We start from the raw sequence: 18946 nt of genomic DNA on the forward strand, positions 1-18946 counted from the left end.
AGAGGGGCACCGGTGGACGGCGCGCACAGCACGGACCACGGCGGCGGACACCGGGCCTACATCGGCTCGTTCACCTCGGGGGGCGGCCGCGGTGTCCTCACCGCGGCCGTGGATCCGGCCACCGGAGCGCTGACCCCGCTCTCGGCGGAAGGCTCCCTGCCGGACCCCTCGTACCTCGCGCTCGACCCGGCCACCGGCGTGCTCTACGCGGTGAGCGAGACCGAGCGGGGCGCGGTGGCCGCCTTCCGCCCCACCGCCCAAGGGCTCGCGCCGCTCGGCGCCCCCGCCCCGGTCGGCGGCTCGGGCCCCACCCACCTCGCGCCGGCCGGGGGGCGGTTGCTGACCGCCAACTACACCTCCGGCAGCGTCAGCAGCCTGCCGCTCGCCGCCGACGGCAGCCCCGCGGGACCCCCCGCCGTCCTGGAGTACGAGGGCTCCGGCCCCGACCCCGACCGCCAGGCGGGCCCGCACGCCCACCAGGTCCTGCCCGACCCCACCGGCCGCTGGGTCCTCGGCGTGGACCTCGGCACCGACGCCGTACGGGTCTGCGCGCCCGACCCGGCCGGCGGGCGGCTCCGGGTCCACGCGCGCGTCGCCCTGCGCCCCGGGAGCGGCCCGCGCCACCTCGCCTTCCATCCGGCCGGCGCGGTGGCCTACGTGCTGCACGAGCTGGAGCCGCTGCTGACCGTCTGCCGCTGGGACGCGCACGCCGGGCGGCTCGACCCGGTCGCGGAGGTGCCCGTCGTTCCGGCGGGCGCCCAGCAGGGCGTACGGGCCTACCCCTCGGCGATCACCGCCTCGCCCGACGGCCGCTTCCTGTGGGCGGCGGTGCGCGGGGCCGACGCCCTGGTCACGTTCTCGCTCGCCGACGGCCCCGAGGAGCCGCGGCCCACGAGCACGGTCGGCTGCGGCGGGCACTGGCCGCGCGACCTCACCGCGGATCCCGCGGGCCGCCGCCTCTACGCGGCCAACGAACGCTCCGGCGACGTCACCTGGTTCGACGTGGACCCCGGCACCGGCCGGCCCGTCCGCGCGGGCTCGCTGCCCGCCCCCGCCGCCTCCTGCGTGGTCTTCGGCTGAGGCCCGCCGCGGGGCGCGGGCCCGCGAACGGCGGGAGGGCCCGCCCGGGAACCTGCCGGGCGGGCCCTCCTCGTACCGCGTCCTACTGGGCCGGAGCGCCCAACTGGAGGCCCAGGGCCGCGCTGTACTGGGCGACGGCCAGCTTGCCGAGCGCCGAGTAGGCGCCGAGCACCTCGGCGGTGGCGCAGTCGGCCTCCTTGCAGGCCGTGTCCAGCAGCCCCTCGGCCGCCTCCGGACCGATGAGGTAGGGCGCCAGCGCCAGCTGCACCGCACCCGCGCCGCGCAGCTCGGCGGCGACCGCCGCCACCGAGCCCTCCTGGTCCAGGGCGGCGGCCATCACGGGCACCGCGAGCCGGGCGGCCAGCAGCATGCCGGTGATCCCGGCAGCCTGGACCGCCTCCTCGCCGCCGGTGGTGGCGAGGATGATGCCGTCGGCCGCGGTGGCCACGGTGAACAGCCGGGCCCGGTCCGCGCGGGCCAGACCGGCCTCCGAGAGGCGCACGTGCAGGCCCTCGGCCAGCAGCGGGTGCGGGCCGAGGACGTCGGCCAGCTCGGCGGCGGCCGAGGAGTCCATCAGCGCCTGGCGCATCCGGCGCAGCAGGTCGGCGTCCGGGCCGGCCAGCAGGGGCACGACCACGGCGTCCGGACCGGTCGGCGCGGGCACCTCGTGACCGGCGGCGCGGGCGAACTCCGCGCGCACGCTTCGCTCGTCCGCGACGGCGTCCAGCACCCCGGACAGCGACGGGAACTCGCTGCCCTCGCCGTCCTCGCCCTCCAGGTAACCGATCCGGGCCTCCAGGCCGGGCAGCTCGGAGCGGCCGATGCTGATGATCTCTTCGGCGAGCCCCCGGGAGGCGGTCGAGGGGGCACCGGGCACGGCGAGCACCAGCGCGGGCGCGCCCTCGGGCGCCACCGCGGGCTCGGGCCGGCGGTGCCGTCCGGTCTGGCGGGGTCGCGGCATTCGTACGGGCAGGCCGTTTGCGGGCCCAGTGGGGGAGCTCATGGCGCCGCATGCTACTGGCTTATCGGAACCAGGTGTTCGGGCAGGGCCCGTCCAGGTGGCATCTGTCCGCATTTATCCGTTGAAGGTGATACACGGTTCAACCGGATCAACTGACGGACGGCGAGCACCAGTCGACGGAACGTACCGGTAACGCCCTGTCAGTGTGACCCAGTAGAGTGACGCAGCGTGGCACCACGACCCTTGAACGAACTTGTCGAGGCGGGCTGGGCGAAGGCCCTGGAACCCGTCGCGGACCGCATCTCCGGCATGGGGGACTTCCTCCGGACCGAGATAGCGGCCGGCCGGACCTACCTGCCGTCCGGGGCGAACGTCCTGCGCGCGTTCCAGCAGCCCTTCGACGACGTCCGCGTCCTGATCGTCGGACAGGACCCCTACCCGACGCCCGGCCACGCCATCGGCCTGAGCTTCTCGGTCGCCCCCGAGGTGAGCCCGATCCCGGGGAGCCTGGAGAACATCTTCCGCGAGATGCACACCGACCTGGGCCTGCCCCGGCCCTCCAACGGGGACCTCACCCCCTGGACCCGGCAGGGCGTGCTGCTGCTCAACCGTGCGCTGACCACCGCCCCGCGCAAGACGGGCGGCCACCGGGGCAAGGGCTGGGAGGAGGTCACCGAGCAGGCCATCCGGGCGCTCGCCGCCCGCGGCAAGCCGCTGGTGTCCATCCTCTGGGGCCGCGACGCCCGCAACTGCCGGCCGCTGCTCGGCGACCTCCCGGCGATCGAATCGGCGCACCCCTCACCCATGTCGGCCGACCGGGGCTTCTTCGGCTCCCGCCCCTTCAGTCGGGCCAACGACCTGCTCACCCGCGCCGGGGCCCAGCCCGTCGAGTGGCGCCTCCCGTAGCGGCTGCGCCGGCCGCCGTCAGCGGACGGCGGCCAGGACGTGGCTCGGACCGACCTGCCAGACGACCCCCACGTCCGCGAACCCCGCCTCGCGCAGCAGGGTGAGATGGCCGGACACGGTGAGGTCGTTGCCCTCGCACGGGGCCCGGCCGCCCTCGCCGCCGCGGTGGAGCAGGGGGGCCAGCTCCGGATCGCCGGCCGCGCCCGCCCACCAGGACTCCCAGTCCTCCTCGTGCCCGCAGACCGCGTTGCGTTCGGCGTGGCGGCGCCCGACGTCCCGGGCGAGTTCGGACATACGCACCGAGTCCGGGCTGATGTGGTCCCCGTTGACCAGGATCCCGCCGGGCCGCAGCAGCCCGGCGAGCTCCCCGTACACCTGCCGCAGGGTCCGCTCGCCGAGATAGTGGAGGGCGGTCGTCGACACCACCGCGTCCGCGGGACGCTCCAGACCCAGCCGGCCCACCCAGCCCGGCTCGCCGATCAGCGTGTTCACGTAGCGCAGCGCCCGGCCGTAATGGGCGCTGCCGAGCTCCAGCAGCAGCGGGTCCGCGTCCACCGCCAGCACCTCCGCGCCCGGCAGCCGCGCGGCCAGCCGCGCCGCCAGGCAGCCCGGCCCGCTGCCCAGGTCGAGCACCAGCGGCGCCGGCCGGCCGCCCGCCACGTGCTCGACCAGGTCGGCGATGACCGCGAACCTCTCCTCGCGGTCCACCGCGTACCGCCGCTGCTGGCGCTCCCAGCGCTCCACCCAGCGTGCCGCCGTCCCCGTACTCAAGCCGCCCATGCCCGCGCCCATGCCTTTGCACTGCCTCCGCCGCCGAAGCCGACCCGCTCATGGAAATCATTGCAGACTGGCGAGGGCGGCGAGGAGCGCTTCCACCTCCTGGGGGGTGTTGTGCACGTGCAGGCTGACGCGGACCGAACCCTCGTCCGCGTCCCGCCCCGCCTGGCAGTGGCCGTCGGTGCGCACCATGAACCCGCGGCTGAAGAGGATGAAGCCGAGATCGCGGGAGTCGATCCCGCGGTGCCGGAAGGTCACCAGGCTGCGCCGCCGCTGGACCCGCGACCCCGCCGCCAGACTGGTCCGGCAGCCGAGCACCTCGTAGGCGTCCATCCGGTCCAGCCCGTCGGTCAGCAGCGCCGTCAGCGCCACCGTCCAGCGCTCGATCCGCCCGAGGCCCGCCGCGTCCAGCCAGTCCAGGGCCGCCGCCAGGCTCGCGATCCCGGCCGTGTTGGGGGTCCCGCTCCAGCCGCCCGGCCGCAGCCGCGGGCCGCGCAGCCCGCGGGCCCAGACCGCCCCCGTCCCCGGCAGGGCCATCGCCTTGTGCCCGGAGAACACCACGAAGTCGACGTCGAGCCCGGCCACCGACACCGGCAGGTGCCCGACGCTCTGCGCCGCGTCCAGACAGATCGGCACCTGCGGCCCGACCACCTGCCGGATCCGGTGCACGTTCATGTCGGCGCCGTAGACGTGGTGCACGTGGGTGGCGGCGACGAAACGGGTCCGGGGCCCGGTGACCGCCGCCAGCGCCCGCGGATCGTAGTCCCCGGAAGACGCCTGGTACGGCAGCTCCCGGACCCGGACCCGCACCCCCTGGCGGGCCAGCAGGTCCCGGGCCTCCAGCCACGGGGACAGGTTCGCCTGGTGGTCGGCGAACGGGACGACGATCTCGTCCCCGTCGACGAGCAGGGACGGCAGCCAGTCCCGGGCGACCGTCCGCAGCCCCTCCGTGGTCCCGCTGGTGAAGTGGACCGAGGAACGCTCCTGATCCGGATCGCCCAGGAACCGCTTGACCCGCTCCCGGGCCCCCTCCACCAGGGCGGTCGTGGTGTTGGCCCACGGGTAGGAGCCGCGGGCCGCGTTGGCGTTGGAGGTGGTCAGGTACGTCTGGACGGCGTCCAGGACCGGCCGGGGCTTCTGCGAGGTCGCGGCGCTGTCCAGGTAGACCAGGTCCGGCCGCCCTTCAAGGATCGGGAACTGGGCGCGCAGCGGCCGCTGCCAGTCGGCGAGGGCCGCCAGTTCGGCGGCGGGGCCGGCCACGTCAGTCCCGCACCAGGGGAGCGCCGGCGTCCCGCCAGGCGATGATCCCGCCGGCCAGGCTGCGCACGTCCGGGTGCCCCATGCGGGTCAGCAGGGCCGCGTACCGGGCCGACTTCTCGCCCACCGGGCAGGCCAGCAGGACCGGCCGGCTCCGGCCGAACGGCAGCCCGCCCCGCAGGAGTTCCTCGAAGATCCCGTCCACGATGTTCACCGAACCCTCGATGTGCAGCGCGGCGTACGCGAAGGGCCCGCGCAGGTCGACGACCAGCGGCTGCCGCTCCGCGATCCACTTGCGGGCCTCGTCCACCCCGATGACGGGGGCCGAGGCCAGCTCCGCCCCGGTCAGCGTGGCCACCGAGTTCCGTACGGGCGCCAGCCCCATCAGGTCCGGGCGGCGCCGCCGGATGTAGCCGACGTAGCTCTCCACCCGGTCGCAGACGATGAACACCGCCGTCCTGCGCTCCGTCAGCCCGGCGTCCAGCTCCCGCAGATGGCGGACCGCGCCGAAGTACGCGGCCCCGCCGGTCGGTCCGGCGAGCAGGCCGCAGCGGCGCAGCAGCGTCAGCATCCCCTCGATGGCCTCGTCGGAGCCCACCGGCTCCAGGGTGTCGTACGTCGCCGGGTCGAAGATGCCGACCTCCTGCACCTCGTCGATGGTGCGGATGCCCGGGATGAAGTCCGACTTCTCCCCGACCAGGCCGACGACGCGCACCGCCGGGTCGTGGGCCCGCAGTGCCCGCGCCACCCCGGTGGAGGACCCGGCCGTGCCCACGCAGGCGACGAAGAAGTCGGGAGCCCGCCCGTCCAGGTCGGCGATGATCTCCGGGCCGGTCCCGGCGGCGTGGGCCTCGGTGTTGAGGGCGTTGAAGTACTGGTCGGTGTGCAGGTGCGCGCTGCCGGGGAGGTTCAGCTGCCGGTGGAAGAGGGTCAGCGGATCGTCCTCGTCGGTCGGGTCGAGGCATTCGCTGCGCCCGGGGAGCTCCTCGATCTCGGCGCCGAGCAGCAGGAGCAGGTCCTTGACCTCGGGGATCCGCATCCGGTTGGTGACGCTCTTGAACGGCAGCCCGTGCAGTCCGGCGATCAGGGCCAGGGCCTTGGCGGTGTTCCCGCTGGACAGTTCCACGACCGTCTCGCCGCGCTCGGCGGCGCCGGCGAGCGCGTCGCGGGTCATGTTCCAGGCGACCCGGTCCTTGAGCGAGCCGAAGGGGTTGAGCATCTCCAGCTTGGCGTAGAGGTCGATGTGGCGCAGGCCGTGCACGGCCGGGTCGATCCGGACCAGCGGTGTCCCGCCGATGGCTTCGGTGATGCTGTCGTACCTCATCCCTGCGCTTCCCCCGTACGTGTGAGAGGCCAGTACTGCTCGTCCAGGCACCACTGCCAGGCGCCGTCCGCCCCCTCCCGGTGGACGGCGACCTTGCGCGCGAGCGGCTGCCCCTGGGCGCGCGTCGCCCCGAAGTCCATGCAGTACCCGGCGGTGTTGGCGAAGGCGAGGAGGTCGCCGGGGTGCGGCCGCCGGGGCAGGAACACGGTCCGGCGGGTGATCAGGTCCGCCTCCAGGCAGAGGTTGCCCATGAGGTGCACCGCGACCGGTCTCCCGGCGCCGGGCGGGGCGGGGGCGCGGGGCAGGAGGACCGGGTCCACGAGGACGCCGTGGTCCTCCAGGCCGACGTCGCCGGCGTTCATCGCCAGCCGGACCAGGCTCTCCCCGCTGTCGGAGGTGCGCACCTCCACGACCCTGCCCAGGGTGAGCCCGCACTGGTCGGCCAGGGCGCGGCCCGGTTCGGCGTAGAGCTCGTACAGGCCCTCCAGCAGCAGGGTGCCCAGGGGGCGGCCCAGGCGCGGGGCCGGGAGGGAGAGGAGTTCGTCGAGGTAGCCGGGGCCGGCGGTGTCGCGGTGGGCCGGGTAGAGGCCGAGGGCCCCGCGCAGGGTGCCGTTCTCGGCGCGCAGGCCGTAGCCGTGGCCGCCCCAGGTCAGCGGCGGCCGGGTGCCCAGCACGGCGCGGGTCAGCTCGGTGGTGTAGCGCTCCCATTGGGCGGCGTGGGCCAGGTAGCCCACGCCGAAGCCCCCGCCGACGTCGACGGCCCTGGGCTCGAAGCCGCGCACCTGCAACTCCTCCATGGCGTGCAGACAGCCCTCCAGGGCCGTCGCCTTCTCCTCGACGCTCGTGGTGTCGAGGTGGTAGCCGACGCCGACGGGCTCCAGTTCGGCGCGGTGGCGGTCGAGGACGTCGAGCAGCCGGTGCAGGGACTTCACGGGGGTGCCGAAGCGGCTGCGGCGCGAGAGCCGCCGGGCGCCGGTCGCCTCGAACCCGGACAGTCGCACCAGCACGCGCAGCCGCGGCAGTCCGTGCGCCCGCACCAGGGCCGCCGCCCGCTCCAGCTCGTCCGGGCCGTCGGCGTTGACCAGGGTTCCGCTGCGGGCGGCGAGCCAGAGGAACTCGGGGTCCTTGGGGCCGGTCGCCATGACCTCGGCCCCGGCGAACCCCGAGCCCAGGGCGTGCCGCAACTCCCCGAGCGAGGCCGCGTCGAGGGCCGCGCCGGTGGTGGTCAGGCGGCGGACGAGGGCGCTGGAGCGGTTCGCCTTGTGCGCGAAGAAGATCCGCCCGGTGAGCCGGTGGCGGGCGAACACCTCGCGGAATCCGCGGACGTTGTCGGCGATCTGGTCGGGCAGGATCACGTTGAGGGGCGATCCGAGGGCGTCGACGAGGCCGTGCAGGAACGCCGGCGATTCCAGCAGGGCCGCCGTGCGCGGTGCGAGCCTCGGTTCCAGGTACAAGGGGGGCGACAGCGAGCCGCTGTGCGAAGGGCCGCCGTACAGGGGGTCGTTGCTCATCCCAGCTGTTCCTCTCCGCCGAGGAATGCGTACCGGTGTCGGCAAACGGTCATAAGACCGTAACCCCCGCGGGGCATTTTTGTCAGAGGACCAGGCTCATCAGGATCTCGTCCCGGTCGTCGCCGGGCGCGACCCGCAGGGCTCCGGGCCAGCGGCCCACTTCGGTCCAGCCCAGCCTGCCGTAGAACGCCTCCAGTCCGAGGCCGCCGCGGACGGCGATGGCCAGCCGCTCCAGGCCCATCCCCTCCCGGGCGATGTCGGGGACCCGGTTCATCAGGGCGGTGGCGATCCCGCGCCCGCGCAGCCGGGGGAGGGTCTGGACGTGGTTGACCGTGCCCCGGTGGGCGACGAGCGGATGGCCGTCGCGGCGGATCACCAGCCAGCCCGCGAGCGAGCCGCCGACGGTGGCGACGAGCAGCCGGGCGAGCCGGGGGTCGAGGGCGCGGACCAGGCCGTCGACCACGGGTGCGACGTGGGACCGGGCGACGGGCGGCAGCGGGAACTCGGCGGCGATGACGGCGCCGCCGGAGTTGACCACCTCCTCCCAGCAGTCGGCGAGTTCCTCGCGGAGCTCCGGGGTGATCTCCTCGGGGCGGGTCAACTGCCGCAGTTCCAGGGGCGCGCAGGCGTCGTTCATGCCCGTCAGCCTCCCAGATGCCCGGCCCCCGGTGCGGGAGGTCAGGGCAGCACGGCGGCCCGGACGCAGAGCACGTCCGGGAGGTGCTCGGCCAGCAGCCGCCAGCTGTCGCCGTCGTCGTCGCTGGCGTACAGCTCGCCGTTGCGGTTGCCGAAGTAGACGCCGGCCGGGTCGGCGTCGTCCGTGCACAGGGCGTCCCGCAGCACCGTGCCGTAGTGGTCCCCGTCGGGCAGGCCCTTCGTCAGCGGTTCCCAGGTGGCGCCCGCGTCGCGGGTGCGGAAGACGCGGCAGCGGCGTCCGGCCGGGACCCGGTCGGAGTCGGCGTTGAGCGGGAAGACGTAGGCGGTGTCCGCCCGGTGGGGGTGGGCGGCGACGGCGAAGCCGAAGTCGGAGGGCAGGCCGGAGCCGATGTCGGTCCACTCGGCGCCCGCGTCGTCGCTGCGGTAGACGCCCCAGTGGTTCTGGAGGTACAGCCGGTCCGGGTCGCCGGCGTCCTGGGCGATCTTGTGGACGCACTGGCCGAACTCCGGGTGCGGATCGGGCAGGAACACCGCCGAGACCCCGCGGTTGGCCGGGGCCCAGCTCGCGCCGCCGTCCCGGGTGCGGAACACCCCGGCCGTGGAGACCGCCACCGTCACCGCCGCCGGGTCCGCCGGGTGGGTGATCACCGTGTGCAGGCCCTCCCCGCCGCCTCCCGGCACCCACGCGGAGCGGGTCGGGTGCTCCCACAGGGGCCGGACCAGCTCGAAGGACTCGCCCCCGTCGGCCGAGCGGAACAGCGCGGCCGGCTCCGTCCCCGCGTAGACCACCCCGGGGGCCTCGGGGCCGGCCGGGCGCAACTGCCAGATCCGCTCCAGGGAGGCGCCGGTGTCCTTGGGGAACCGGACGGCGGGCGCGGCGGGCTCGTGCCAGCTCGCCCCCAGGTCGTCGGAGCGGAACACCGACGGCCCCCAGTGCGTGCTGTCCCCGGCGACCAGCAGCCGGGGTACCGGGCCCCGGGTGTCGACGGCCACCGCCGAGACGGCCTGGGCGTTGAACTGCGGCCCGTCCCACCTCCAGGGGCCGGTGCCCCGGCGACGGCCGATGAACAGCCCCTTGCGGGTCCCGGCGAGCAGCATCACGTCGGTCATGGCCGACACCTCCGGACGTCCTTGTCCTGTTACGGGCACTTTCCCGCCAGTCTGCACCCACCCGTCGGCCGTGCCCGCCGAAACGGGGCCGAAGACCCCCGGCGCGGCGCCGCGCGCCCGCGCTACGGGAGGTCTTGTACGGGAGGTCTCGTACTACGAGGGATTTCGTAGTACGGTGTTTCTCGTACTTAGCGCCGCACCGACCGCCGGTGCGCGTCCGGTGACATCTGGAGAAACCCATGAGTGCCGCACCCGCAGCCTTCGCCGCCCTTTTCCAGCCCTACACCCTCCGCTCGGTGACCATCCCGAACCGGATCTGGATGGCGCCGATGTGCCAGTACAGCGCCGAGGCCTTCGGCCCGAACGCCGGCGTGGCCCTGGAGTGGCACTTCGCGCACTACGCGGCCCGCGCCACGGGCGGCACCGGCCTGATCATCCAGGAGGCCACCGCCGTCTCCCCGGAGGGCCGGATCAGCCCCTACGACCTCGGCATCTGGAACGACACCCAGGTCGAGGCCCTCCGCCGGATCACCGCCTTCGTCAAGTCCCAGGGGGCGGTCCCCGGCATCCAGATCGGCCACGCCGGCCGCAAGGCCTCCACCGACCAGCCCTGGAACGGCGGCGCCCCGGTCGGCCCCGAGGCGCACGGCTGGCAGCCCAGCGCGCCCAGCGCCGTGCCCTTCGACGAGGGCCACCCCGTGCCGCACGCGCTCACCACCGAGGAGATCCACGAGATCACCGGCCGGTTCGCGGCCGCCGCCGGACGCGCCCTCAAGGCGGGCTACGAGGTGCTCGAGATCCACGGCGCCCACGGCTACCTCATCGGCGAGTTCCTCTCCCCGCACAGCAACCGCCGCACCGACGCCTACGGCGGCTCCTTCGAGAACCGCACCCGCCTCGCCCTGGAGGTCGTCGACGCCGTCCGCGCGGTGTGGCCCGAGGAGCTCCCGCTGTTCTTCCGCATCTCCGCCACCGACTGGCTGGAGGAGGACGGCTGGACCGCCGACGAAACGGTCCGGCTGGCCACCCTGCTGAAGGAGCACGGCGTGGACCTGCTCGACGTCTCCACCGGCGGCCTCGCCCCGCACGTGCGGATCCCGGCCGGCCCCGGCTACCAGGTGCCCTTCGCGGCCCGCGTCAAGGACGAGACCACCCTCCCCGTCGCGGCCGTCGGGCTGATCACCGAACCCGAGCAGGCCGAGAAGATCCTGGCCAACGGCGAGGCCGACGCCGTCCTGCTCGGCCGGGAACTGCTGCGCGACCCCTACTGGGCCCGCCGCGCGGCCGCCGAGCTGGGCGCGCAGATCCCGGTCCCCGGCCAGTACCGGCGCTCCTGGTGACCCCCGGGCGGCGCGGGGGCGCAACCGGCCCCCGCGCCGCACCCGAGCGGGTCGTACGAAGGTTCTCGTACCATGGAACCCCGGCCCGACGACCCGGCCGGAACCCGAAGGAGCGGAGCAGGACATGACGGAACGTGACGCGCCCCGTGCCCTCGCCCACCCGGAGCCGGAGGAGATCCGTCTCGAGGGCGTCCTGCACGCCCTCTCCGACCCGCTCCGGTTCTCCATCGTGCGCGAGCTGGCCGACCGGGAGGTCGAGCTGGCCTGCTCGGACTTCGTCCTGCCGGTCACCAAGTCCACGACCACCCACCACTTCCGCGTCCTGCGCGAGAGCGGGGTGGTGCGCCAGACCTACCGCGGCACCGCCAAGATGAACGGCCTGCGCCGCGAGGAACTCCAGGCCCTCTTCCCCGGCCTCCTCGACACCCTCCTGACGGCCGCGGCCGCGCAGGAGTCCCGCCTGGGGCAGCCGACCCCCTGAGGCTACGCGAGGCCCGCCGCCGTGTGCAGGCCCGCCCAGTCGGGGATCTTCACCGAGCGGCGGCCCAGGGAGCGGCCCAGAGCCTCCTCCGCCGCCTCGATGGCCAGCCAGCCGCGCCATTCCACCGGGCGCAGGCCCGCCGCCCGCAGGGCGTCCAGGGGGTCGCCGGGCAGTTCGCGGCGGGCCAGGGCGCCCGCGTCCTGGAGCAGGGAGGAGACGGTCTCCTTGGCGCAGGGGCGGTTGGTGCCGATCACCCCCGTCGGTCCGCGCTTGATCCAGCCCGCCACGTACTCCCCGACCGAGGCCCGCCCCGCGCGGACCACCCGGCCCGCCGCATGCGGCACGGTGCCGGTGGCCGGGTCGAAGGGCAGGCCGGGCAGGGGCACCCCCAGGTAGCCCACCGACCGCAGCACCAGCTCGGCCGCCACGTCCTCGTACGCGCCGGTCCCGGTCACCCCGCCCCGGCCGTCCGGCAGGGTCCGCTCGAACCGCATCCCGCGCACCCGGCCGTCCGGGCCGCCCAGCACCTCGACGGGGCGCAGGTAGAAGCGGAGCGCGATGTCCCGCTGCCCGTCCCCGCCCGCCTCCGGGCCCTCGGCCCAGCCGCGCAGCACCTCCAGGTTGCGCCGGGCCACCGCCGGCAGGCTCTCGGCCACGGCCGGGTCCGCGTACGCCGGGTCGAGGGCCAGCTCGGCGGCGTCCGCCCGGGTGTCCACCCCGGGCAGGGTGCCCAGTTCGCGGAGTTCCTTGGTGGTGAACTTGGCCTGTGAGGGGCCGCGCCGGGCCACCATCGCCACCCTCCGCAGCCCGCTGTCCGCCAGCGCCCCGAGCGCCGGCTGGGGCATGTCGGTGGGCGCCAGCTCCGGTGCGCCCCGGGCCAGGATCCGGGTCACGTCCACCGCGACGTTGCCCGCCCCCACGACCACCGCGGAGCGCACCCCGCCCAGGTCGAAGGAGCCCGCGTCCGGATGCCCGCTGTACCAGGACACGAACGCCGTCGCGGAGTGCACCCCGGCCAGCTCCTCGCCGGGGATCCCCAGCATCCGGTCCCGCGCCGCGCCCACGCAGTACACCACCGCGTGGTACAGCTCCAGCATCCGGGCGGTGGTCAGCGGGGCGCCGCCGACCTCCACGTTCCCGAGGAACCGGATCCGTTCGTCCTCCAGGACCGAGCGCAGGTTTCCGGTCAGCGACTTGATCTTCTCGTGATCGGGGGCCACCCCGTACCGGACGAGGCCGTACGGGGCCGGCAGCCGGTCCAGTACGTCGACCCGTACGCCCGGGACCTCACGCTGCCCGACCAGGGTCTGGGCGGCGTAGACCCCGCTGGGACCCGAGCCGACGACGGCGACACGAAGCACGGCGGAACTCCCTCCCGCGGATGCTCCCCAGCATGACACCGGCCCCCGGTCCCGTCAGCCCATGGCGCGCATCCGGTGTACCTCGGCGCTCTGGACGGCCACGACCTCGTTCGCCATCTCCTCGACGGCCCCGTTGTTGCCCTGGGCCAGGGCCTGGCCCGCCATCGTCAGCGCCCCCTCGTGGTGGGCCGTCATCAGCGAGAGGAACAGCCGGTCGAAGTCGGCGCCGCGGGCCTGCGCCAGCTCGCGCAGCTGCTGTTCGGTGGCCATGCCGGGCATCGCGGCGTGGTCGTGCCCGCCGGGGTCGCCGGACGGGGCCGGGTAGCGGGCCTGCCACCGCTCCATGGCCCCGATCTCGGGCCCCTGCGCGGCGGCGATCCGCTCGGCGAGGCGTCTGACCCCGTCCGCCGAGGCGCGTTCGGGGGCCAGCGCGCTCATGGTCAGGGCCTGCCGGTGGTGCTCGATCATGCGCCGTACGTAGGCCCGGTCGGCGGCGTTGGGGCTGTCGTCGGGCCGCTGCCGGGCGGCCTGGCCGGGGGAGAGGGTCCGGGACTGCTCGCCGGGCCGGCCCGGGGCGACCACCACCGGCGAGCCGCCGCCGGCTCCCCGCGGGGCGTCGTCGTCGGCGGTGCAGCCGGTGAGGGTGAGGAGGAATGAGGCGGCCAGCGCCGCCCCCAGGAATCGGCCGACTAATGCGTTTGCCATGTCCATGGAAAGGAAGATACTGCCGGGGTCCAGGTTCCGCTTCCCCACCCGGGAACGGAGCACAGGGCCCCCACGGGAGGCACAGTGACCTTGCTGCACACCGTCAGAGTGCGCCACCGGAGTCTGGGGGCGGCCCTGGCGGCCGCCGGACTCCTCACTACGCTCCTCGCCGCCGCCGGACCGGCGGCGGCCAGCCCCGACCCCGGCGACTCGTCCCCGGGCGCGGGCTCCCGGCAGAGCGCGGACCTCGCGCCGGGCCGCGAACTCGCCCCCGGGGAGATCCCCGGCCAGGACGAGGTCGTGCACAGCGCCAACCTCAAACCCCTGGCCAACATCCCCGACGCCGGCCTCAAGGGCATCAACTCCGACCTGGCGTTCCAGGGCCGCTACGCCTACGCCGGCAACTACGACGGCTTCACCATCTACGACATCGCCGACCCCAAGACCCCGAAGATCGTCACCCAGGTGCTCTGCCCCGGCGGCCAGAACGACGTCTCGGTCTCGGGCGACCTGCTCTTCCTCTCCACGGACTCCTCGCGCAGCGACGACTCCTGCAACAGCGTCTCGCAGCCGGCCACGGAGAAGTCCTCCTGGGAGGGCATCAAGATCTTCGACATCAAGGACAAGAAGAACCCCAAGTACATCAAGTCCGTGGAGACGGCCTGCGGATCGCACACCCACACCCTGGTTCCGGGCGGCCGCGACATCTACCTCTACGTCTCCTCGTACTCGCCGAGCGAGGCCTTCCCCGACTGTCAGCCCCCGCACGACGGCATCTCCGTGGTCAAGGTCCCGAAGAAGGACCCGACCAAGGCCGCCGTCGTCGGCTTCCCGGTGCTCTTCCCGGACGGCGGCAACCCCGGAGCGCCCACCAACCCGGGCGTCTCCAAGACCACCGGCTGCCACGACATCACCGTGCTTCCGTCCGAGGACCTGGCCGCCGGCGCCTGCATGGGCGACGGCATCCTCTTCGACATCAGCGAGCCCGAGCGGCCCCGGGTCATCGACCGGGTCCAGGACAACGTGAACTTCGCCTTCTGGCACTCGGCGACCTTCAACGAGCGCGCGGACAAGGTGGTGTTCACCGACGAGCTCGGCGGTGGCGGCGCCGCCACCTGCAACGAGGCCACCGGGCCCAACCGGGGGGCCGACGGGATCTACGACATCACCGGCACCGGCGACCAGCGCAAACTGGTCTTCCGGGGCTACTTCAAGATCCCGCGCCACCAGGCCGACACCGAGAACTGCGTGGCCCACAACGGCTCGCTGGTCCCCGTCGGCGACGGCCGCGACATCATGGTGCAGGCCTGGTACCAGGGCGGGGTCTCGGTCTGGGACTTCACCGACTCGGCCCGGCCGAAGGAGATCGGCTACTTCGAGCGCGGCCCGCTGACCACCGACCGGCTGGGCCTGGGCGGCTCCTGGTCCGCGTACTACTACAACGGGCACATCTACTCGAACGACATCGTCAAGGGCCTCGACGTGCTCCGGCTCGACGACCGGCGCACCGACCCGGCCAAACGGGTGTGGATGGACCGGCTCAACGTCCAGAGCCAGCCCGAATACCACTGACCGCGCCCGGGAGGTTCACGGAGGAAACGTTCCGCCGGGCGGTCCGCCGTCCGGCGGGAACCCCCGCTCCCACTCCAGTCCGTACCGCTGGAACAGCTCGGCCCGCAGCCGGGCCGCCGGCATCGGCGCCCCCGGCAGCAGGACCGCGACCACCGCCCCCATCAGCAGCGCGCGCAGCATCGGGTAGTCGGTGTCCACGTCCGCCGAGCCGTACCGGGTGACGGTCTCCCGGAGCAGCTGCGCGAGCCGCTGCTGCTCCGGGCACTGGATGAAGCCCTCCGCCTGGAGGATCCCCGCCATGTGCGTGCGCATCAGCCGGGGCTGGTCGCGGGCCAGCCCCAGGATCGCGTCGACCGCCCGGGCCAGCCGCTCGCGGCCGTCGCCGGTGCGCGGCTCGCGCTCCAGGGCCTCTTCCAGCGTCAGGTGCATCAGCCGGTGCACCGCCGACTGGAGCAGCTGCCGCTTGCCGGGGAAGTAGTACGACACCAGGCCGCGGGCGGCGCCCGCCCGGTCGGCGATGTCGCCGAGTTTGGTGGCCTCGTAGCCGCGCTCGGCAACCAGTTCGACCGTGGCCTGCAGCAGCCGCTCCCGGGAACGTCTGCGCAATTCTTCATTGACCGATGCGCTGCGCGGGGACATGCTTACTCCTGCGTTGACTGGCTTCGAGCCAATATACTCAGCGCGAAGCCGTCGGCCCGAGGCGACGCGGGGGATCGCCTCGGGCGGGCGCGTCCGGCGGACCGGATCAGGCCAGGGCGCTGAGTCCCGGTACGAACGCCACCACCAGCGGTACCGCGGGCAGCAGGGTGGCCAGGGCCGTGAGCCGCAGCCGCCGTCCCGCCGACAGGCGCGGGGTGGCCGACAGCAGACGCCGTACCCGCTCCGGCACGTGCGCCTGGGCGGAGGCGGGGCCGAAGACGCCCCGGTCCTCGTTCAGACCGACCAGCGCCAGGGCGATGGCCAGCCGGCCGTAGCGCCGCGAGGCCACGTCGTCGGCGGCCAGCTCCACCAGCCGGTCCATCTCCGCCTCGAACGCCGCGAACACCGGCACCTGCGGGAAACCCCGTGCCAGCGCCCGTGAACAGTGCAGCAGCCAGTCGTGCCGCGCCGCCACGTGCCCCTGCTCGTGCGCCAGCACCGCGTCCAGCTGGCTGCCCTTGAGCCGCCCGAGCGCCGCCGTCGTCACCACCAGCCGCGGCGCCGGCCCCGGCTGCCACCAGGCCTCCGGGCGCGGGCCCTCCAGGACCACCAGCCGCGCCGTCGCCGGGTCCTCGCCGGGCAGCAGCGGGGCGCGCAGGCGCAGTTCGGCCCCCCGGGCCCGCCGCCGGGCCCGCGCCCGCAGCACCTCCCGGGTCAGCATCGCCCCGGTCCACAGGCCCCCGCAGGCCAGGGCCAGGGCGGTCCCGGCGGCCCAGTGACCGCCGACCGGGCCCAGCCCGTACGCGTCCACCACCCCGTGCGGTGCGGCGGCGAACAGCCGGGCCCGCACCTCCTGCCAGGCGGCGGCCGCGCTCAGCAGCATCGACAGGCCCAGGCACAGCAGCGTCGCCCCCACCACGCACTGCCACACCCACAGGGCCACCACGGGTTCTCGCTCGGGCCACTGGGCGCGGGCCAGCAGTCGGGGCGCGAGGAACGCGGTCAGTGCGCCGAGCAGCAGAAGGGCGGCGGGGACCATCATGTCCGCCAGCCTATGAGCGCCGGGCTACCTACGGGTAGGGGCCGGGGCATTGGTGACGCAGGACACGTTCCGGCGCCCGCCGGGACGCGCCCCGCACCCCCTCACATGGTCAGCAGCATCGCCAACATGCCCGTCCCCATGGCGAGTCGGCAGGCCCGGACGAGTTCCCCCGCCCCGCCGGCCTCCGCCCCCGCGGCCCCCGGCCCGCCCTCGCCCGCGGTCACGGACAGCACGCCCCCGGCCGTCACCAGCCGGGCCCCGCCCAGCAGTACGTACCCGGCGTAGTACAGCAGCAGGACCCCGGTCACCACCGGCAGCCCGGCCTGGCCGTGCCCGTGCTCGTGTCCGTGTCCGTGTCCGTTCCCGGCGGCCGTCGCCAGCGCCATGTAGGCCATCGCCAGCGCGCCCACGAGGTGGTGCGCGTGGTGCATCCCGCCCCGCAGCAGCCACAGCGCGTGCACCGCGGCCCCGCAGCAGACGGCGGCGAGGGCCTGCGGGCCCCAGGGGCCGGTGCCCGAGGGCACGGCCATCGCCGCCATTCCGAAGCCCATCACCGCCTCGCCGGCGGCCATGCCCCGCACCGTCCGGTCCGCTCTGCGGGCCCGCAGCAGGCAGTACGCACCGCTCACGGCGCAGAGCAGGACCAGCAGCCAGGCGGAGGCGGCGGAGGCGGAGAGGGGCGTCGCGGATCCGTGCACGGCGGAACCTCCCGGTTCGTCGGCGTCATCGGAAGGGATGCCCTGCTCACACCCCCTTCACGCGGGACCGGGATACGCTCTCTGCGACGCCCGCGGCATGTCATATGCCGCTGATCTGCCGCCGCACCGAACGGAGCGCCCGATGTCCACCGCGCAGCCCGCCGCCCTGAGCTTCCGCACCGCCGTGGAGGAGGACGTGCCGGCCCTGGTGGCCCTCGTCGAGTCCGCCTACCGCGGGGACGCCAGCCGGGCCGGCTGGACGACCGAGGCCGACTACCTGGACGGGCAGCGCACCGACCCGGGCGGGGTCGGCGCGATCATCGCGGACCCGGACAGCACGCTGCTGGTCGTCGAGCGCGCCGGCGAGCTCGTCGCCTGCTGCCAGCTCGAACACCGCGGGGACCACGCCTACTTCGGCATGTTCGCCGTCCGGCCCGGGCTCCAGGGGGCCGGCCTCGGCAAGGAGGTCATGGCCGAGGCCGAGCGCCGGGCCCGGGAGGACTGGAAGGTCGCGGAGATGCGGATGACCGTGGTGAACGTACGGGAGGAGCTCATCGCCTACTACGTGCGCCGCGGCTACCGGCGCACCGGCGAGCTGAGCCCCTTCCCGTACGGCGACGAGCGCTTCGGCATCCCGCTCCGCGACGACCTGGCCTTCGAGCTGCTGGTCAAGGCGCTCTGACGGCCGCGGCCGCGAGCGCGGCCGGGGTCGTCGGAGCGCGCCGGGAGGTGCTCAGGCCGTGAACCGGCCCGTGCTGCGGACCTCCGGGAAGTCCGTGGCGGCGCCGTCCAGTTGGAGGGCCCGCGCCAGCCGCAGCAGGTCCAGGCTGTTGACCGACCAGCCCGTCACCCGCAGCCCCGCCGCGTGCGCCGCCTCCACCGCCTCCAGGCTCAGCCGGCGGACGTCGGCCGCGACGGCCGCCGCCCCCGCCGCCCGGGCGAGCCCGACCAGTTCGCCGGGGTCCGCCCCGGGCCGCTCCACGCGCAGCGCCGTCCGAGCGCCCGGCACCCGCCGGGCGACCTCGGCCAGCAGCTGCGCGTCAGCCGAGGCCACCTCCACCCGGGCGGCCAGGTCGGCGCGCAGGAGCAGTTCCACGAGCGCCCCGGCGGCGGCCTGATCCTGCACCGAGACCTGGAGCGGGATCCGGACGGCGTCCAGGACCTCCTCCAGGACCGGCACCCGTTCACCGTGACCGGCGTCCAGTTCGCGCAGCTCGGCGAGGGTCAGGTCGGCGACGGCGCCCGCGCCGTCCGTGGTGCGGTCCACCTCGGCGTCGTGCAGGACGACGAGGACGCCGTCCTTGCTGAGGCGCACGTCCAGTGCGATGACGTCCATCCCGCAGCGTTCCGCCCGGATGAACGACCGAAGGGTGTTCTCCGGTTCCACACCCATGACCCCGCGGTGACCGATGGTGAGGAAAGTCAAGGTTCTCTCGCTTCCGTCGACGGCGGCTCCCGGCGCGGTCGCGGTGTCCCGACCGGCCGCGCCCGGTGAGGACGCATGCTAGTGCGCGCCGCGCGCGTT

Annotated in this window: 19 protein-coding genes; 6 read left to right on the top strand and 13 right to left on the bottom strand. The window is 74.7% G+C overall.

The window, feature by feature from the left end:
* Positions 1 to 12 precede the first annotated feature (12 nt).
* Positions 13 to 1080, top strand: coding sequence for a lactonase family protein (locus ACFY0O_RS26405; RefSeq protein WP_388950820.1), 1068 nt, complete (start codon positions 13 to 15; stop codon positions 1078 to 1080).
* 82 nt (positions 1081 to 1162) lie between these two features.
* On the opposite strand, the gene ACFY0O_RS26410 is transcribed toward ACFY0O_RS26405, so the two are convergent.
* Complete coding sequence (locus tag ACFY0O_RS26410) at positions 1163 to 2083, bottom strand: sirohydrochlorin chelatase (RefSeq protein ID WP_388950823.1); 921 nt, start codon at positions 2081 to 2083, stop codon at positions 1163 to 1165.
* A gap of 186 nt (positions 2084 to 2269) precedes the next feature.
* On the opposite strand from ACFY0O_RS26410, the gene ACFY0O_RS26415 reads away from it, so the two are divergent.
* Complete coding sequence (locus ACFY0O_RS26415; RefSeq protein WP_388950826.1) at positions 2270 to 2947, top strand: uracil-DNA glycosylase; 678 nt, start codon at positions 2270 to 2272, stop codon at positions 2945 to 2947.
* Positions 2948 to 2965: 18 nt separating this feature from the next.
* On the opposite strand, the gene ACFY0O_RS26420 is transcribed toward ACFY0O_RS26415, so the two are convergent.
* The 6 genes from ACFY0O_RS26420 to ACFY0O_RS26445 form a co-directional block, all read right to left on the bottom strand.
* On the bottom strand, positions 2966 to 3727 hold the full coding sequence (locus ACFY0O_RS26420) for a class I SAM-dependent methyltransferase (RefSeq protein ID WP_388950828.1): 762 nt from the start codon (positions 3725 to 3727) through the stop codon (positions 2966 to 2968).
* A gap of 57 nt (positions 3728 to 3784) precedes the next feature.
* Positions 3785 to 4984, bottom strand: a complete 1200-nt coding sequence (locus tag ACFY0O_RS26425) for an aminotransferase class V-fold PLP-dependent enzyme (RefSeq protein WP_388950832.1) — start codon at positions 4982 to 4984, stop codon at positions 3785 to 3787.
* Between the two features lies 1 nt (position 4985).
* The gene (locus ACFY0O_RS26430; RefSeq protein ID WP_388950835.1) at positions 4986 to 6305 is read right to left on the bottom strand and encodes a pyridoxal-phosphate dependent enzyme; all 1320 of its coding nucleotides are present in this window, start codon (positions 6303 to 6305) and stop codon (positions 4986 to 4988) included.
* Positions 6302 to 7816 carry a Y4yA family PLP-dependent enzyme gene (locus tag ACFY0O_RS26435; RefSeq protein ID WP_388950836.1) on the bottom strand — a complete coding sequence of 505 codons (1515 nt, stop codon included), beginning with the start codon at positions 7814 to 7816 and terminating at the stop codon, positions 6302 to 6304. Before ACFY0O_RS26435 ends, ACFY0O_RS26430 begins: the two co-directional genes overlap by 4 nt.
* An 82-nt stretch (positions 7817 to 7898) precedes the next feature.
* Positions 7899 to 8453 carry a GNAT family N-acetyltransferase gene (locus ACFY0O_RS26440; RefSeq protein ID WP_388950839.1) on the bottom strand — a complete coding sequence of 185 codons (555 nt, stop codon included), beginning with the start codon at positions 8451 to 8453 and terminating at the stop codon, positions 7899 to 7901.
* Between the two features lie 41 nt (positions 8454 to 8494).
* The gene (locus ACFY0O_RS26445) at positions 8495 to 9583 is read right to left on the bottom strand and encodes a WD40/YVTN/BNR-like repeat-containing protein (RefSeq protein ID WP_388950841.1); all 1089 of its coding nucleotides are present in this window, start codon (positions 9581 to 9583) and stop codon (positions 8495 to 8497) included.
* A gap of 239 nt (positions 9584 to 9822) precedes the next feature.
* Here ACFY0O_RS26445 and ACFY0O_RS26450 point away from each other — a divergent pair, with 239 nt between their 5' ends.
* Both ACFY0O_RS26450 and ACFY0O_RS26455 read left to right on the top strand, forming a co-directional pair.
* Entirely contained in the window at positions 9823 to 10923 is a 1101-nt protein-coding gene (locus tag ACFY0O_RS26450; RefSeq protein ID WP_388950842.1) for an NADH:flavin oxidoreductase/NADH oxidase, read from the top strand.
* Between the two features lie 124 nt (positions 10924 to 11047).
* A complete protein-coding gene (locus ACFY0O_RS26455) occupies positions 11048 to 11404 on the top strand; it encodes an ArsR/SmtB family transcription factor (protein ID WP_388950845.1) in 357 nt (118 codons plus the stop codon).
* Positions 11405 to 11406: 2 nt separating this feature from the next.
* Here the strand turns inward: ACFY0O_RS26455 and ACFY0O_RS26460 are convergent, their stop codons facing one another.
* On the bottom strand, positions 11407 to 12765 hold the full coding sequence (locus ACFY0O_RS26460) for an FAD-dependent oxidoreductase (RefSeq protein ID WP_388950848.1): 1359 nt from the start codon (positions 12763 to 12765) through the stop codon (positions 11407 to 11409).
* A 54-nt stretch (positions 12766 to 12819) separates the two neighbouring features.
* Positions 12820 to 13476 (bottom strand): DUF305 domain-containing protein, encoded by a 657-nt coding sequence (locus ACFY0O_RS26465; RefSeq protein WP_388950851.1) that lies wholly within the window; start codon positions 13474 to 13476, stop codon positions 12820 to 12822.
* A 78-nt stretch (positions 13477 to 13554) separates the two neighbouring features.
* On the opposite strand from ACFY0O_RS26465, the gene ACFY0O_RS26470 reads away from it, so the two are divergent.
* Complete coding sequence (locus ACFY0O_RS26470) at positions 13555 to 15042, top strand: LVIVD repeat-containing protein (protein ID WP_388950854.1); 1488 nt, start codon at positions 13555 to 13557, stop codon at positions 15040 to 15042.
* Positions 15043 to 15057: 15 nt separating this feature from the next.
* On the opposite strand, the gene ACFY0O_RS26475 is transcribed toward ACFY0O_RS26470, so the two are convergent.
* The 3 genes from ACFY0O_RS26475 to ACFY0O_RS26485 form a co-directional block, all read right to left on the bottom strand.
* The gene (locus ACFY0O_RS26475) at positions 15058 to 15681 is read right to left on the bottom strand and encodes a TetR/AcrR family transcriptional regulator (RefSeq protein WP_388950857.1); all 624 of its coding nucleotides are present in this window, start codon (positions 15679 to 15681) and stop codon (positions 15058 to 15060) included.
* 106 nt (positions 15682 to 15787) lie between these two features.
* A complete protein-coding gene (locus ACFY0O_RS26480) occupies positions 15788 to 16723 on the bottom strand; it encodes a M56 family metallopeptidase (protein WP_388950860.1) in 936 nt (311 codons plus the stop codon).
* Positions 16724 to 16824: 101 nt separating this feature from the next.
* On the bottom strand, positions 16825 to 17421 hold the full coding sequence (locus tag ACFY0O_RS26485; RefSeq protein ID WP_388950863.1) for a DUF5134 domain-containing protein: 597 nt from the start codon (positions 17419 to 17421) through the stop codon (positions 16825 to 16827).
* Positions 17422 to 17563: 142 nt separating this feature from the next.
* Here ACFY0O_RS26485 and ACFY0O_RS26490 point away from each other — a divergent pair, with 142 nt between their 5' ends.
* Positions 17564 to 18103, top strand: coding sequence for a GNAT family N-acetyltransferase (locus ACFY0O_RS26490; RefSeq protein ID WP_358894664.1), 540 nt, complete (start codon positions 17564 to 17566; stop codon positions 18101 to 18103).
* A gap of 51 nt (positions 18104 to 18154) precedes the next feature.
* Here the strand turns inward: ACFY0O_RS26490 and ACFY0O_RS26495 are convergent, their stop codons facing one another.
* Positions 18155 to 18847, bottom strand: a complete 693-nt coding sequence (locus tag ACFY0O_RS26495; RefSeq protein ID WP_388950866.1) for a glycerophosphodiester phosphodiesterase — start codon at positions 18845 to 18847, stop codon at positions 18155 to 18157.
* Positions 18848 to 18946 lie beyond the last annotated feature (99 nt).

Source organism: Streptomyces sp. NPDC001594 (assembly GCF_042893675.1).
Taxonomy (GTDB): Bacteria; Actinomycetota; Actinomycetes; order Streptomycetales; family Streptomycetaceae; genus Streptomyces.

Bases quoted from the DNA above. Each gene is read 5' to 3' on its own strand.
- ACFY0O_RS26410 (WP_388950823.1), bottom strand. From the start codon at position 2,083: ATGAGCTCCCCCACTGGGCCCGCAAACGGCCTGCCCGTACGAATGCCG.
- ACFY0O_RS26420 (WP_388950828.1), bottom strand. From the start codon at position 3,727: ATGGGCGGCTTGAGTACGGGGACGGCGGCACGCTGGGTGGAGCGCTGG.
- ACFY0O_RS26430 (WP_388950835.1), bottom strand. From the start codon at position 6,305: ATGAGGTACGACAGCATCACCGAAGCCATCGGCGGGACACCGCTGGTC.
- ACFY0O_RS26435 (WP_388950836.1), bottom strand. From the start codon at position 7,816: ATGAGCAACGACCCCCTGTACGGCGGCCCTTCGCACAGCGGCTCGCTG.
- ACFY0O_RS26440 (WP_388950839.1), bottom strand. From the start codon at position 8,453: ATGAACGACGCCTGCGCGCCCCTGGAACTGCGGCAGTTGACCCGCCCC.
- ACFY0O_RS26445 (WP_388950841.1), bottom strand. From the start codon at position 9,583: ATGACCGACGTGATGCTGCTCGCCGGGACCCGCAAGGGGCTGTTCATC.
- ACFY0O_RS26450 (WP_388950842.1), top strand. From the start codon at position 9,823: ATGAGTGCCGCACCCGCAGCCTTCGCCGCCCTTTTCCAGCCCTACACC.
- ACFY0O_RS26455 (WP_388950845.1), top strand. From the start codon at position 11,048: ATGACGGAACGTGACGCGCCCCGTGCCCTCGCCCACCCGGAGCCGGAG.
- ACFY0O_RS26465 (WP_388950851.1), bottom strand. From the start codon at position 13,476: ATGGACATGGCAAACGCATTAGTCGGCCGATTCCTGGGGGCGGCGCTG.
- ACFY0O_RS26475 (WP_388950857.1), bottom strand. From the start codon at position 15,681: ATGTCCCCGCGCAGCGCATCGGTCAATGAAGAATTGCGCAGACGTTCC.
- ACFY0O_RS26480 (WP_388950860.1), bottom strand. From the start codon at position 16,723: ATGATGGTCCCCGCCGCCCTTCTGCTGCTCGGCGCACTGACCGCGTTC.
- ACFY0O_RS26490 (WP_358894664.1), top strand. From the start codon at position 17,564: ATGTCCACCGCGCAGCCCGCCGCCCTGAGCTTCCGCACCGCCGTGGAG.